Consider the following 13126-nt stretch of genomic DNA (forward strand, 5'->3'; position numbering starts at 1 on the left):
CTTGTGCCACACCCGTACAACGCGGGACGGCGTCAACGGCTACGTGGGTTTCATGCCGTAAGGGGTGGCGTTTCATGGCGGATAGGGCCTGAGATATCCGTTTTGTAGTCAAATTCGGCATATGGGGCTTCCGGCCGGCCGGTACGTTCGTCCCGCCGCCGAGCGGTACCGACCGTCGTGGGAGTCCCCATGCTGCCGTCCCCTGCATCCACATCCCCGCCCGCGAACACCGCGATCCGGCGGCTGCGCGGCGACCTCTCGCCGGCCGAGTTCGCCGCGGCCGTACGGCGGGCCGCCCGCGAGATCGGCGAGCAGGTCAGCTGCGACGCCCGCTACATCGGACGGCTCGAATCCGGCGAGATCCGCTGCCCTAACTACGCCTACGAGCGGGTCTTCCGCCACATGTTCCCCGGGCTCACCCCCGCGGACCTCGGCTTCGCACCCCGGCAGGCGGTACGCGGCCGCCGCACCGCCGCACCGCCGGCCGCCCCGCTCGATCCGACGTACGAGGAGAGCGACGTGCAGCGTCGCGCGTTCATGACCGGCGGCCCGGCCGCCTTCGCCACCGCACTCCTGCCGCTGCCCCGCACCGGCACGCCCACCCGGGCCGGCGCAGCCGACGTGGCCGCCGTGCACGAGGCGGTACGGCAGATCAGGCTGCACGACGACCGCCACGGCGGCGACGGGCTCTACTGCCAGGCCACCAGTGCCCTGCGCGGGGCCTACCACCTCCTCGACAGCACCACCCACAGCCCCGCGACCGCCACCGGGCTCGCGTCCGGGGCCGGGGAGCTCGCCATCTCCGTGGGATGGCTCGCCCACGACTCCGGGCGGCTGCCCGAGGCCCGCTCCCACTACGCCGAGGCGCTCGCCACCGCCCGGATGGCCGAGGACCCCGCGCTCGAAGTGCACGCCTTCTGCAACACGTCCTTCCTCGCGCGGGATGCCGGGCGGCACCGGGAGGCGGTACGCGCCGCGCAGGCCGCGCAGCTCCTGGCCCGCGACCTCGGGTCCGCACGGCTGCTCTCGCTGCTCGCGCTCCGCGAGGCCGGCGGGCTCGCCGGGCTCGGCGAGCGGCGCCGCTGCGAGCTGGCGCTCGCCCGGGCGGACTCCCTCTACGAGCTCGGGCCGCACGATGCCGATCCCTGCTGGATGAGCTTCTTCGGCGAAGCGGAGGTGGCCGGGCTCGAAGCGCAGGCCTGGGCCGCGCTCGGACGGCCGGCCCGGGCGGCCCGGGCGGCCCGGCACGCGGTGCGGCTCCAGGACCCGCACTTCGTGCGCAACCTCGCGCTCTACCAGGCCGAGCTGGCCCTCAACCTCCACCGGGCCGGCTCCCGCGCCGAGGCGGCCACGGTGGCGGGCTCCGCCCGCCGGCTCCTCCCGAGCGTCCGCTCGGCCCGCGTCCACACGATGCTCACCTCCCTCTGACCCCAGCCGCCCACGCCTCCGGCGCGGGTTTCTCTTCCCACCCGCACCACCCGTGCAGGTTGTAGTTCGGCGGGTCTCCCCGTGGGAGTACGCCACCATCGGCGACTGCGCGCCCGTGCAAGGAGCATCAGCGCAGGCGGCAGGCGAGCAGGAGCGGGACGCCCTGCGGGCGGCGGGCGGAACGGAACGGTGGAACGCCACCCGACAGCGGCTGACCGCGGACGGCAGACGCAGGCGGCGGCAAAGCGAGCCGCAGGCAGCAGGCAGTGAACCGCAGACAGCAGGCGACAGGAGCGGGACTGGGTGCCGGGTCGGAGTGGGTCGGGACATCGGCCGTCCCGGGGGCGGGTGCAGGAGGCGGCGCCCCCGGACTGCCCCCATCTCGGCCACCACCACGCAACGGACGGCCGCCGACGGCGGGGAGGGGACGATTCGGGGGTGTCCCCGCAGGCATGCGCGCGGCTCCCGCTGGGACGTTCGGGAAGAGCTCGGGCGCGCAGGCCGAGGAGATACCCCCGGAGCGGCACCGACCCACCCACAGGCGGCACCCGCACACGACAACCCACCCGCACGGGTGGGCGGGCGGGCAAGCAAAAGCACACCTACCTTGACCTCATGGCCCGTACCAGATTCGCCGCCGCCATCGTGGCGGCACTGGCCGCAACCGCCCTCGCCGCCTCACCGCACGCAGCGGGGTCCTCCACCCACGACCCGTACGGCCAGACGATCGACTGGGCCGGCTGCTCGGGCCTGCAAGGCCCCTCGTCCATGGAGTGCGGCACCCTCACCGTGCCCCGCGACTACGCCGACCCCAGAAAATCCGGCGACCTGGACATCGCGGTGAGCCGGATACCGGCGACGGGCCCAGGCCCGCGCCTCGGCTCGCTCGTGGTGAACTTCGGCGGCCCCGGCATCCCCGGCATCGCCGAACTGGCGCAACGCACCCAGGCCGGCGAGCTGGCAAGGCTCAACCGCCGCTACGACCTGGTCGGCTTCGACCCCCGCGGCACCGGCCGCAGCTCCCCGGTGGACTGCGGCGACCTCGCGGGGGTGACCGCCACGGACCCGGTGGCGCAGGCCCGCCAGGTGGCGCAGGCGTGCCGCGAGCACGCCGGCGCGCTGCTGCCCTGGGTGGGTACCCCGAATGCCGCAAAGGACCTGGACGTCGTGCGGTCGGCCCTGGGCGACGACCGCCTGGCCTACCTCGGCTTCTCCTACGGCGGCCGGCTCGGTTCGGTGTACGCGCACGAGTTCCCGCAGCACACCGGCAGGATCGTGCTGGACGGGGTGCCGGACCCGACGCTGGACGACACGCAGACCGCGCTGGCCCAGGCGGCAGCCTTCCAGCACGCGCTGAACGACTTCGCGGCGGACTGCGTGGCCCGCGGCTGCCCGGTGCCGGGCAGGACGGCGGCCGCGGTGGTGGCCGGGATCGGGACGACGGCCCGCGGCCTGGCAGGGAACGGGCTCGCGACGGTGTCGGGCCGGCTGGACCGGGAGGGCTATCTGCAGGGCGTGCAGAACGCGCTGTACTCCAAGGACAACTGGCCCTACCTGCGGGAGGCGCTCAGCGCGCTGCACAGCGGTGACGGCGAGCTGATGATGCAGCTGGCCTACCCGGGCCAGCTCGGCGTGGCCTCGGGGCCGGCGCGGGGTCCGTCGTGGTCGACGCCGGACAACTACGAGATGGCGAAGCTCGCGATCGACTGCCGTGACACGCCGGAGCGGCACACCGCCGCCGGCGTGCACGCGCTCGACGGCCGCTTCACGACCGCGTCCCCGGTGTTCGGCTCGTCGATCGAGGCGACGCTGCTGTCGTGCTCGGGGTGGCCGCCGGGCGACTCGGCGTCGCGCCGCGTCGCGGCCGCCACGGCGCCGGAGGCGCTGCTGGTCGGCACGACGGCGGACCCGGCGACACCGTATCCGGGGGCGGCGCACATGGCGGCGGCGCTGGGGAACGGCAGCCGCGTCCTGACGTACCGGGGCGAGGGCCACGGGGCGTACTTCGCGCACAACCCGTGCGTGGTCGCGACGGTCGAGGCGTATCTGCTGGACGGCACGATGCCCGGCCGCGGCGCGGTGTGCTGAGGGCCGCTCGCCGGCCGGGTCACCCCCGCAGCGCCACCACCGCCACGCGCGGCAGGTCGAGGCGGCGTTCGTAGAGGAGGTAGCGGGGGCTCCAGCGGGGGGCGTAGGGGGTGAAGAGGTGGTGGCGGTCCGCGGAGGGCCAGGGGCGGGTCGGGGTGATGTTGAGGGAGAGCCGGCAGACGCCCGCCAGTGCGCGGTCGCTGCCGTGGGCGGCGGCGAGCAGGAGGTCGGTGAGGAGGTGGTCGACGGGCGCGCGGCCGGAGTCGCGGTCGTGGCGCAGGAGGTCGAGGGTGAGCCCGTCGGCGCCCCAGGGCACGAGCAGGAGGATCGCGCAGGTCCGCCCGTTGGGGTCGCGGCACTCCGCGAGGACGCAGTCGCCGTCGGCGGGGTCGCCGAGCCGCCCGAGGCCGGCGGGGAAGGCGGCGGGGTGCCGGCGCCACGCGTCGGCCAGCTGCCCGAGCCGGCCCAGCTCGTCCGCGTCGAGGTCGCGCTGCCGCCGGAAGGCCGTGGTGTAGCCGGCGTCGGCGACCATCCGGTGGGCGGCGACGCGCTCGCCCTCGCCGGCCGCGAAGGCGCGGGCGTCGACCACCGCTTCGTCCCCCGAGGACAGGCCGTGGAATCCGGCGGCCTCGTAGGCCACCGCGGCGGCGGCTCCCGCGTTGGCGACGGCGGGGACCCAGGCGTGGCGGTGGGCGTGGGTGAGCCAGCCGGTGACGGCGGAGGTCCAGGCGGTGCGGGGGCCGAGGGGGTCGCCGGAGGCGAGGGCGACGCCGTTGACGACGCGGTAGACGATCGCGGCGTCCCGGGACGGGGTCCACCACACGGACTTGTCGCGGCGCAGCGCGACGTAGCCGAAGGGGTCGCGGCGGCCGTACACGCGCAGCAGCGCGCGCAGCCGGCGCTCGTCGGCGGCGACGAGGCGGGCGCGGCCGCGGGGAGCGCGGAAGAAGGCCAGCAGGACGACCAGCAGCAGGGCGACGCTGAGCAGGTTGATGGCCAGGTCGGTCCAGCCGGGCACGGTGATGCCGGGCAGGTCGAACAGGCCGGAGACGGTCAGGACGCGTACGGAGGCGTAGCGCAGGCTCGCGCTCCACTGCCGGGGCGGTGACTGGTCGGTGGCGTGGACGAGCAGGGTGCCGACGCCGACCGCGACGACCGCGCCGATCAGCAGGCTGGTCAGGCCCAGGGCCACGTTGCCGCGTTCGCCGCGCACGTTGAACAGCGGGCGGGAGACCAGCAGGGCGGTCAGGAAGAGCACGGTGAGGCCGAGCGAGATCCAGTTGAAGGGGTGGCCGCGCGACTCGCGGACCGCGGCGATGGTGCCGGCGATCGTCACGGTGTAGCCGGCGGCCAGGACGGTGGTGAGGATCCAGGCGGCGCGTTTGCGGCGGCGCAGGCTGATGGACAGGACCAGGGCGAGGGCGGCGCCGGTGAAGCCCGGGCTCACCAGGAAGGCGGTGACGTACTCGCCGTTGGTGGCGGCCCGCACCCGCTCGCGGAAGGGGGCGATCAGGCCGGTGACGACGTTGACCGCGGTGGCCAGCCGCAGGTACCAGACGGCGGCGGCCGCGCCGGGGTCGCGCAGCGGGCGCAGCACCCGGTCGAGCTGCGTTTCGAGCCGGGACGGCGGCACCTCCACGATGGTGGCGCGGGCCGGCGGGTGCTTGGTGAGCGACACCGGGCTCGGGGCGCCGGCGACCACGTCCATGGCGCGGGTCTTCATGGCGACCATCCGCCGGTGGATACGCTCCTCGCGGCGTTCCGCGCGGGCCATCCGGCGCGGCCTGCTGCCGTAGCGCCAGCGCGCCCACGGGCTGGCGGGGCGGGCGAGGCGCAGGGCGCCGACGACGGCGAGGAAGGGCAGCATCACCCCGAGCAGCCCGGTCCACACCTTGCCCTTGAACAGGCACAGCACCACGAAGCCGAGGATGACGGCGGCGACGGCGTAGGTGGTCCACGAGGTGCCGCCGACGTAGCCGCCGAGGGGGGCCTGGCCGATGAGCAGCAGGCCGATCACCGAGACGGCGAGGATCACCGCGTCGACGGACTGCCGGCCCTCCTCGCGCCAGTAGACGTCCTCCAGGTGCAGGACGAGGGCGAACTCGTCGAGGACCAGGCCGCAGCCGACGCCGAAGACGACGGCGAGGATGTCGTGGGCGAGCGGGCCGCCGTGGACGGCGAAGGAGCCGACACCGCCGATCAGCATCATCGCCTGGCCGAAGACGACGTGGTGGATGTGGAGTCCGCCGGGCTGGACGTTGCCCGGCCACCAGGAGACCTGCGCGCGGATCATCCGGGTGCTGAGCCGGATGAAGAGGAACGACCCGAGCAGCCCGGCGAGCAGCAGGAACAGCGGTGTGCGGCCGCCGGTGCCGGAGATTTCCACCCGGACCGCGTCGGTCAGCGACCAGTGCCCCATGGCACCAGACTGCAAGGTCGCGGGGCTGCCGGGCCACGCGGCACGCCGTGCGCCCACGTCCCGGTACACGCCGAAGGCCCCCCGTGGAACACGGAGGGCCTTCGTTTCAGGTGCGCCGCCAGGGACTCGAACCCCGGACCCGCTGATTAAGAGTCAGCTGCTCTAACCAACTGAGCTAGCGGCGCCTGCTGACGTCGTAGACATTAGCACCCACCCCCGCGACCTGGAAAATCGATAAGGCTCAGGCCGGTCCCGGTATCCCGGCGAGGGCCGGAAGGGCCGCTGCGGGGGCGGTTCTGGCTGCTCGCAGGCACGCCCACAGCAGGACGTCGGCGCCCGGCAGCCAGGGGTGCCGGGTGTCGGGGGCGACGACCCAGCGGGACAGGCCCGCGCCGTCCGGCGGGTCGCTGTCCAGGTCGTCGTGGAGCGCGGGGACGGTCACCGCGTCGCCGCCGCCGTGGCAGAGCATCGGCGGTACGGCGGCGCCCCACTCCTCCCAGCCGAGCAGGGCGGGCAGCCGCTGGGCGGTGCCGGGCGCGACCAGCAGCAGGACCCGGCCGCGGTGGACGGCGACCGGGCCGCTGCCGGGGCCGGACGACCAGAGCTGCTCCAGCACCCGGCGGCCGAACAGCGCGGTGAGATTGACCACGTCGAAGGCCCGGCCGCAGGGCAGGACGCTCGGGGCGCCGGGGCGGGCCGACCACAGGGCCTCGACGCTGCGCGGGAAGGCGCTCGCGGAGGCCAGCCAGGCGGCGCCTTCCGGCGTGACGAACGCGGCGTGCCGCCGCCGCTGGGCCTCGGTGACGATGCCGACGACGCTGGTGCTCCCCTGCCATTCATCCATGGCATCTACAGGTACCGGGCATCCCGGTGGCATCCTGGTAAATCCGTCGAATACGGGACAGGGGGCGGGGAGGAGGCGTACCCTTCCGACCCCGCAGGGCGATCGGACCGCTACGGGGTGACACCGCCGCCGGCGATCAGGCCCTGGCCCCACTCGGCCATCTTGCGCGCGTAGTCCTCGGTCCAGCCGGCCTGTTCTGCCAGGTCGGCCGGGGTGATCCGGTCGAAGCGGCGCGGGTCGGTGAGCTGGGCGGCGGCGATGGCCTGGAATTCGCTCGCCCGGTCGGCCGCGGTGCGGAAGGCCCGCTCCAGCTCGGTGGCCCTGGCCAGCAACTGCCGCGGGTCGTCCATCGATTCCAGCTCGAAGAAGCGGTCGCTGCCGGCGTCGTACGGCACACCGGGTTCGAAGAGCAGCGGGGCGGGGCGTTTGGGCCGGTCGGGACGGGACCCGTGGGTTTCACGGGACTCGCGGGACGGGCGAGCCGGTTGCGGCTCGGACATGCGGTACCTCCGGGGTCGGTTCCGCCTTCCATTGTCCCGCGCCCGCGCAAGTCCCCCCTGCGGCGGGCGCGGGCGCCGCTCAGGGGCGCCAGCTCACCCGGTGCTCGGCGAGGTGGGCGAGCACCGCGTGGTTGGCCTCCCAGCCGTCGGGGAACTTCACCGTGACGCCGAGCCGCACCGGCTCGGACGACGGGTGCTCGTCGAGCAGGTCGGCGACGCCCGCCCGGCAGACCACGATGCAGGCGTGCCGGTGCCGGGAGGCCAGGACGCACAGCCGGCCCGTCTCCAGGTGGAAGGCGGTGGCGTCAGGGCGTCCCGACAGCGGGTGCAGCACGACGGTGACGTCGAACTCCCGGCCCTGCAAGCGGTTCGCGGTGTCCACCGCGACCCCGCCGGCACCGGCCGGCACGCCGGCCGCGGCCAGTGCGGTGCGGACCGCGGCGGCCTGGTCACGGTGGGCGGTGCCGACCGCGATCCGGTCGGCGGTCAGCGGCGCGGCTTGCGCGTCGCGCTCGGAGTACGTGGCCCCGCCGCGGTCCAGCAGCCGCCGGACGACCGCGGCGGTCGCGCGCACCGCCTCGGGGTCGGTGCGCGGGGTGTGCCGGGCGGGCAGTTCGAGCAGGCCCCAGCCGGACGCGGCGGCCTCGTCGAGCACCCGGTCGAACCCGCCGCCGTCGCCCCGCACCCCGAAGGCCAGCCGCCGGTCGCCGTGGCCGGTGCCGCTCCTGAACGGGGTGTACGGGTAGAACGCGCGGGACACCAGCGGCGCCGCCGACGCCGGCAGCCGCCAGGACACCGGCAGGCGGTGCTGGGGCAGGCCCGGGTTGTGGGCCAGCAGGGTCACCACCGCGCTGGCCGACGGGTCCCAGCTCAGCCCCGCCCACTGCTCGGCGCCGACCACGCTGAAGGGGTCGAGCTGGCCCGGGTCGCCGACGAACAGGGCGCGTTCGAAGAGCCCGGCGACCTGCAGCAGCGCGTCGGATCGCATCTGGTACGCCTCGTCGACGATGGCGTGCCGCCAGGGCTCGACGTCCTTGACATACGCCCATTTCGCGGCCGTCGCGATCACCACGGCCCGGTCCCTGAGGTCGGCCACCGAGCTGGACTTCGCCACTTCCGGGTGCCGGTCGAGCACCGGGTCGGGTGGCGAGTCGGCGCCGTGCAGCCTGCCCACGGGGAGGGTGGGCTCGGCGGTCGCGAGCCGGTCGGCGAGGTCGTCGACCTGGGCGTTGGTCTGCGCGACGATCATCAACTGCTCGCCCGCCGCGGCCAGTTCGCGGGCCGCGCGCACCACGAGGGTCGACTTGCCCGCGCCGGGCGGCGAGTCCACGACGACCCCGCGGGCGGTGCCGTGCAGGGTGCTGGCCAGGATCGCCGCGGTCGCTGCGGAGGCCTCGGCCCCCGGGTCGAACCGGTCCTGCGTCACAGAAAGTCCTCCGCGGTCACGGTGTCCGGTACGTCCGCCGTGGCGGTTCCCGGCGGCCCGCCGTGCGTCCACGGGGTCGCCTCCGGGTCGGGCAGCGCGGGTCCGCTGCGCGGCTCGTGCGCGAACAGCGTGAACGTCACCCGCTCCCCCACCTCCGGAACGGACCCTTCCCGCGGCACCCTGCCCGTACCCATCCCCCCGGTGAGCCGGACGGTCACGAGGCAACTCGGCACGTGTCCGGCGGCCTCCCCGTCCCGCGGCGCGGGGACTTGCGTGCCGGGTGCCTGGGGCACCGACGTGAGGACCTCGGCCGTCTGGGCCGATCTGGCGTCGGGCAGGGCGCGGTAGGCCTTGGTGCCCGGGTCGGCCTGCGGGGTGTCGGGGGTGGTCAGGGTCAGCAGCGGGCGGGGCATCGGGCGGCGGCCTTCCGAATACGTCATCTCGACCGCGAGCACCGTGCCGGCGAACGCCTCGCCCGCCAGCCGCCTGGCCGCCATCACCAGCGGGTCGTCCAGCGCCTCCTGGGCGAACAGCCTCGCCTGGGCGGTCTCGCGGCCCGCGAGCTTCTGCGCCGCCGTCACCGCGTCGTCGCGCTTGGGCTGCGGCGGCTCGCCCGCGCGCACCCGGTCCCGGTGGCCGGTGAAGGACCAGCGGTCCCGCTTCCAGCGCTCGGCGACGTGCCCGCCCTCGGGGAGCGCGCGCAGCAGGTCCACGCCGTGCCACACGTCGTCCCAGGTGGGCCGCAACTGGGAGGCCACCAGCCGCCGCACGTCCGCCTCGGCGACCCGCAGCGGGCCCGTGGCGCCCGCCGCCTTGGCCGCGTCGTAGCGCTCCAGCGCCGGGGCCAGCACGCGGTTGTCGAACACCGGGTCGGTGGCCGGACCCGCCGGCGGGCTGAACAGCAGCCCGTCCCGGTCGCGCCCGGTCTGCGCGCGGGCAGCGGCGGCAGGCCCGTCCATCCCCTGCGGCGGGTCGATCCAGCCGAGCAGCCCGCCCAGGTGCTGGTCCTCCATCGCGCTCTGGCCTGTGGCCCAGTGCCGGGTGAGCAGGTCGGTCATGGCGACCAGCAGCGCGCTGCCGGGGGTGCGGGCGCGCTCGGCCCAGTGCGTGAGCCAGCGCCCGAGCAGCGGCACCGGCACGGGAACGGGGTGCGGGGCGTCCGGGTCCTCGACGGTCCGCAGGTAGCGGGTGGAGCGGCCGAGCAGCCGTACGTACTCCAGCGCGGCGCCGTTGGGCACGATGACCTGCGGGGCGTCGGCGCAGACCTCGGTCTCCTCCCGGTTGCGGGTGGCGGGCTCGGTCTCGACGTCGTCGGCGTACGCGTCCACCACCGGCAGCACGGCGGCCGCGAGGCCGGCGAAGAAGTCGAACCGCAGGGAGCGGTCGAGCGGCTGCGGGACGACGAGCAGCGTCGGCTCGGCGCGGTCGGTGCCGATCATGGCGCCGAGCGGGGCGCCGGCTTCTCCCGCGGTGGTGAGCGGCACGAAGACGAGTGGGCTCTGCGCCAGCCAGCGGTGGCGCACCGTTGCCGCGGGCACGGCACGGCCCTGGGCGACCGCTTCCGCGCGGGCCAGCACATTCATGAGGGCCACGGGGTACCGCCCGTCCGCGCTCGGTCCCGCGCGCTCCGGACCACCCGCCGGTGGGGGGCTTGCCGCGCGGTTCCGCCCCCAGAGCTTCGCCTGGGGGTACCCCCAGCGCCTCCTGGGGTGCTGCCGCTTGCGGTGGGCTCCCACGTTGCGGTGCGTCGTGGTTGCCCGCGCAGTTCCGCCCCCAGCGCCTCCTGAGGTGCTGCCCCTTGCTGTGGCGTCGCTGCTTTCCCGCCGCCCGGGCTGGGCGCGCAGTTCCGCCCCCAGAGCTTCGCCTGGGGGTACCCCCAGCGCCGCCTGAAAAACGCTCGCCCTCCGCGCAGAGGGCAACCCACCAGGGGGCGCTGGGGGCGGAACTGCGCGACCGGCCACGACGCAGTCGCAGACAAGCAACCCACGACAAGGGGCACGGCCTCAGGGTCGCGGGGAACTGCGCGACCAGCCGCGACGGCGGGAGGAACGTCCTCCCACGGGCGGGTCATTCGGTACCCCCGGCGCGGAGCGCCTCTTCGCGCAAGCTCGCCGCACGGCGAAGCGCCGTAACCGCCGGGTCGTCCTGCGCGTCGGCCGCGCAGGCCGCAGGCGGGGACGCGGACGCGGACAGGACCGCGGTCACCGTGGTGAGGGCGCCGAGGTCGGCGCGCAGGCCGCGGCCCAGCGCGTCGATGGAGTCGGCGGCCCGCGCACGGTCGCGGCAGTGGAAGGCCAGCTCGCAGCTGGCGAGGCACTCGGGCGCGTAGGCGGCGGGGACGGACTCCACCGCGGCGGTGAGGGCGGGGCGCGGCCTGGCGGGGTCGAAGGTGGTGCCCTCGGGGAGCTCCGCGGCGATCTCGTCGATCCGGGTGAGCCGGGCGAGCTGGCGCCGGGTGACGGCGAGCTGCCTGCGGACGTCGACCCACTCGGCGGTGGGCAGGTTGGAGAAGTCCTTCGGGCAGACCAGCAGCACGTCGGTGCGGGCGCGGCCGGGCTCGATCGCGTCCAGGGCCAGGACGTAGACCGCGGACTGCCGTGCCGCCGCCCCGACCTTCATCGCGTCGGCGCCGCCGTCCAGGATCGGGAAGGACTTGATCTCGGCGACGGTCCAGGCGCCGTCGGGCGCGACGGCGACCGCGTCGGGTTCGAGGAAGACGGTGGACCCGGCGACCTCAAGGGCCAGCAGCGGGTGGTCGAGCAGGGTCCAGGACCCGGGCCTGGCCTCGGCGAGGGCGAGCCGGGTGCGGGCGGCCCGCCCCTCGGGGCCTGCCGCGCCGAGGTCGGGGACCTGCGCGTGCTCCCCGTCGGCGCCCAGCAGCCGCAGCAGTTCGCGGCAGCCGTCGGCCTTGACCCTGGCCTCGAAGGCGTGGCCGCGGGAGAAGGCGAACCGGGACTGGCCGAACCGGGCGGGCGCCCCCAGCGCCTCGGCGACCGCGCCCTTGTCGACGCCGGCGGCGTCCATCAGGGCGCGGCGCCGGCAGCCGGGGTTGGCCGCGAGGGCAGCCAGCGCCCGCGCGTCGAGCGGGCGGGGCGCGGTGTCCGGGCCGCGGAGGGCGGCCAGCCGCTCCCGCAGCGTGTCGTGCGTAGTGCTCACCCGCGAAAGTGTGGCACCCGGCTACGACATCCGGCTGCGCTCGCCGCGCCCGGCCCCGCTTCCGCCGGACGCGTCCGGGTCGCGGTCGGCGTCGCCGGGAGCACCGGGCGGCACCGAGACCGTCCGGGGCGAGGGCACCTTCACCGGGGTGACGCCGGGCACGCTGGAGGCGACGACGGTCTCGGCGCCTGCCTGGCCGCGCCGGGCGGCGAGCGCACCGTGGACCCGGCCCTGGACCCGGTCGACAGTCCGCAGCGCCGGCTTGGCCAGCAGGAAGCCGACGCCCATGGTGGCGACGCCGGCTGCGGCGTCCATCAGGTAGTGGTTGGCGGTGCCCATGACCACCAGCGCGGTGGTCAGCGGGTAGAGCACCCCGAGGGTGCGCACGAACCAGTTCCGGCCGTAGCGGAAGAGCATGATGCCGCACCACAGCGACCAGCCGACGTGCAGGCTCGGCATGGCCGCGTACTGGTTGGTCAGGTGCCCGAGGCCGCGCGGCGCGCTCGCGTCGGTGCCCCACCAGCCGTACGAGCCGTACTGCGCCATCGTGTCCATGAAGCCGTGCGCGCCGGGCAGCAGCCGCGGCGGGGCGGTCGGCATCAGGGTGAAGCCGACCAGGCCGATCAGCGTGGAGATCAGCAGCCAGGTGCGGGCGGTGCGGTAGTGGGTGGGGCGGCGCAGCCAGAGCCAGACCAGGATCGACGGCGTGACGATGTAGTGCAGCGAGGCGTACGCGAAGTCCGCGGGCACGCCGAGGAAGGCGTGCTCGGTGAAGAGCTGGTTGAACCAGCGCTCGGGGTCGAGGTGGGTCAGCTGCTCGAAGTGCAGGATGTCCGCGCCGTGCCCGACCGCGTCGTCCACGTCCCCGCGCACCAGCAGCCGCGCGCCCGAATAGAGCGCATAGACCACGGCAATCAGCGGCAGTTCGGTCCACCAGCGCAATTTGCCACGATAGGCGGCAGCTCGCGGCGCGGTGGCGGTGATCGTCATGCGGGCGTCTCTCCAGGTTCTCCGAAGGCCGCAGGAGGCGGTCATGGACTTTTCGCGTACCCTCTACCGTACGACGTACGCTAAACCGTACGCACACCACCCCGGCCGTAGCGAGCGAACCCCGATTTTCCCCGGTGTTCAACGCTCGTACGGTGTTCAACCTTCCCGTGGCGGGGGTATGCAAGGCGGAGGACGCCCGGCGCACCGTTCCGGGTTGCCTCAGCCAGGTACACAAGGCACAGCAGGCAGCACAGCAGCGAAGGGCGAGAACAAGA

The 13126-nt window shown here is 75.1% G+C and carries 9 protein-coding genes and 1 tRNA gene; 2 read left to right on the forward strand and 8 right to left on the reverse strand.

Going from position 1 to position 13126, the window contains the following annotated elements; genetic code table 11:
* Nucleotides 1-189: 189 nt before the first annotated feature.
* Both NFU81_RS12590 and NFU81_RS12595 read left to right on the forward strand, forming a co-directional pair.
* Nucleotides 190-1428 (forward strand): NsdA family TPR-like regulatory protein, encoded by a 1239-nt coding sequence (locus tag NFU81_RS12590; RefSeq protein WP_251488892.1) that lies wholly within the window; start codon nt 190-192, stop codon nt 1426-1428.
* A gap of 615 nt (nt 1429-2043) precedes the next feature.
* Nucleotides 2044-3516, forward strand: a complete 1473-nt coding sequence (locus NFU81_RS12595) for an alpha/beta hydrolase (RefSeq protein ID WP_251488894.1) — start codon at nt 2044-2046, stop codon at nt 3514-3516.
* Between the two features lie 19 nt (nt 3517-3535).
* Here NFU81_RS12595 and NFU81_RS12600 read toward each other — a convergent pair whose 3' ends face one another.
* The 8 genes from NFU81_RS12600 to NFU81_RS12635 all read right to left on the reverse strand — a co-directional run bounded on the left by NFU81_RS12600 (nt 3536) and on the right by NFU81_RS12635 (nt 12851).
* The gene (locus tag NFU81_RS12600; protein WP_251488897.1) at nt 3536-5935 is read right to left on the reverse strand and encodes a phosphatidylglycerol lysyltransferase domain-containing protein; all 2400 of its coding nucleotides are present in this window, start codon (nt 5933-5935) and stop codon (nt 3536-3538) included.
* A gap of 111 nt (nt 5936-6046) precedes the next feature.
* A tRNA-Lys gene (locus NFU81_RS12605) sits at nt 6047-6120 on the reverse strand.
* Between the two features lie 56 nt (nt 6121-6176).
* The gene (locus tag NFU81_RS12610) at nt 6177-6779 is read right to left on the reverse strand and encodes a bifunctional DNA primase/polymerase (protein WP_308208280.1); all 603 of its coding nucleotides are present in this window, start codon (nt 6777-6779) and stop codon (nt 6177-6179) included.
* Between the two features lie 110 nt (nt 6780-6889).
* Entirely contained in the window at nt 6890-7279 is a 390-nt protein-coding gene (locus tag NFU81_RS12615; protein WP_251488900.1) for a hypothetical protein, read from the reverse strand.
* A gap of 79 nt (nt 7280-7358) precedes the next feature.
* The gene (locus NFU81_RS12620; RefSeq protein WP_251488904.1) at nt 7359-8705 is read right to left on the reverse strand and encodes an AAA family ATPase; all 1347 of its coding nucleotides are present in this window, start codon (nt 8703-8705) and stop codon (nt 7359-7361) included.
* Entirely contained in the window at nt 8702-10297 is a 1596-nt protein-coding gene (locus NFU81_RS12625; protein ID WP_251488907.1) for a hypothetical protein, read from the reverse strand. The genes NFU81_RS12620 and NFU81_RS12625 overlap by 4 nt, the downstream gene beginning before the upstream one ends.
* 475 nt (nt 10298-10772) lie before the next feature.
* Nucleotides 10773-11861, reverse strand: coding sequence for a hypothetical protein (locus tag NFU81_RS12630; protein ID WP_251488910.1), 1089 nt, complete (start codon nt 11859-11861; stop codon nt 10773-10775).
* 21 nt (nt 11862-11882) lie between these two features.
* Entirely contained in the window at nt 11883-12851 is a 969-nt protein-coding gene (locus tag NFU81_RS12635) for a phosphatase PAP2 family protein (RefSeq protein ID WP_251488912.1), read from the reverse strand.
* Nucleotides 12852-13126: the final 275 nt, after the last annotated feature.

This window comes from Actinacidiphila cocklensis, assembly GCF_907177275.1.
Lineage (GTDB): Bacteria > Actinomycetota > Actinomycetes > Streptomycetales > Streptomycetaceae > Actinacidiphila > Actinacidiphila cocklensis.

Excerpts from the sequence above, each read along its gene's own strand:
- NFU81_RS12595 (WP_251488894.1), top strand. The coding sequence starts at position 2,044 with ATGGCCCGTACCAGATTCGCCGCCGCCATCGTGGCGGCACTGGCCGCA.
- NFU81_RS12590 (WP_251488892.1), top strand. The coding sequence starts at position 190 with ATGCTGCCGTCCCCTGCATCCACATCCCCGCCCGCGAACACCGCGATC.
- NFU81_RS12615 (WP_251488900.1), bottom strand. The coding sequence starts at position 7,279 with ATGTCCGAGCCGCAACCGGCTCGCCCGTCCCGCGAGTCCCGTGAAACC.
- NFU81_RS12610 (WP_308208280.1), bottom strand. The coding sequence starts at position 6,779 with ATGGATGAATGGCAGGGGAGCACCAGCGTCGTCGGCATCGTCACCGAG.
- NFU81_RS12635 (WP_251488912.1), bottom strand. The coding sequence starts at position 12,851 with ATGACGATCACCGCCACCGCGCCGCGAGCTGCCGCCTATCGTGGCAAA.
- NFU81_RS12600 (WP_251488897.1), bottom strand. The coding sequence starts at position 5,935 with ATGGGGCACTGGTCGCTGACCGACGCGGTCCGGGTGGAAATCTCCGGC.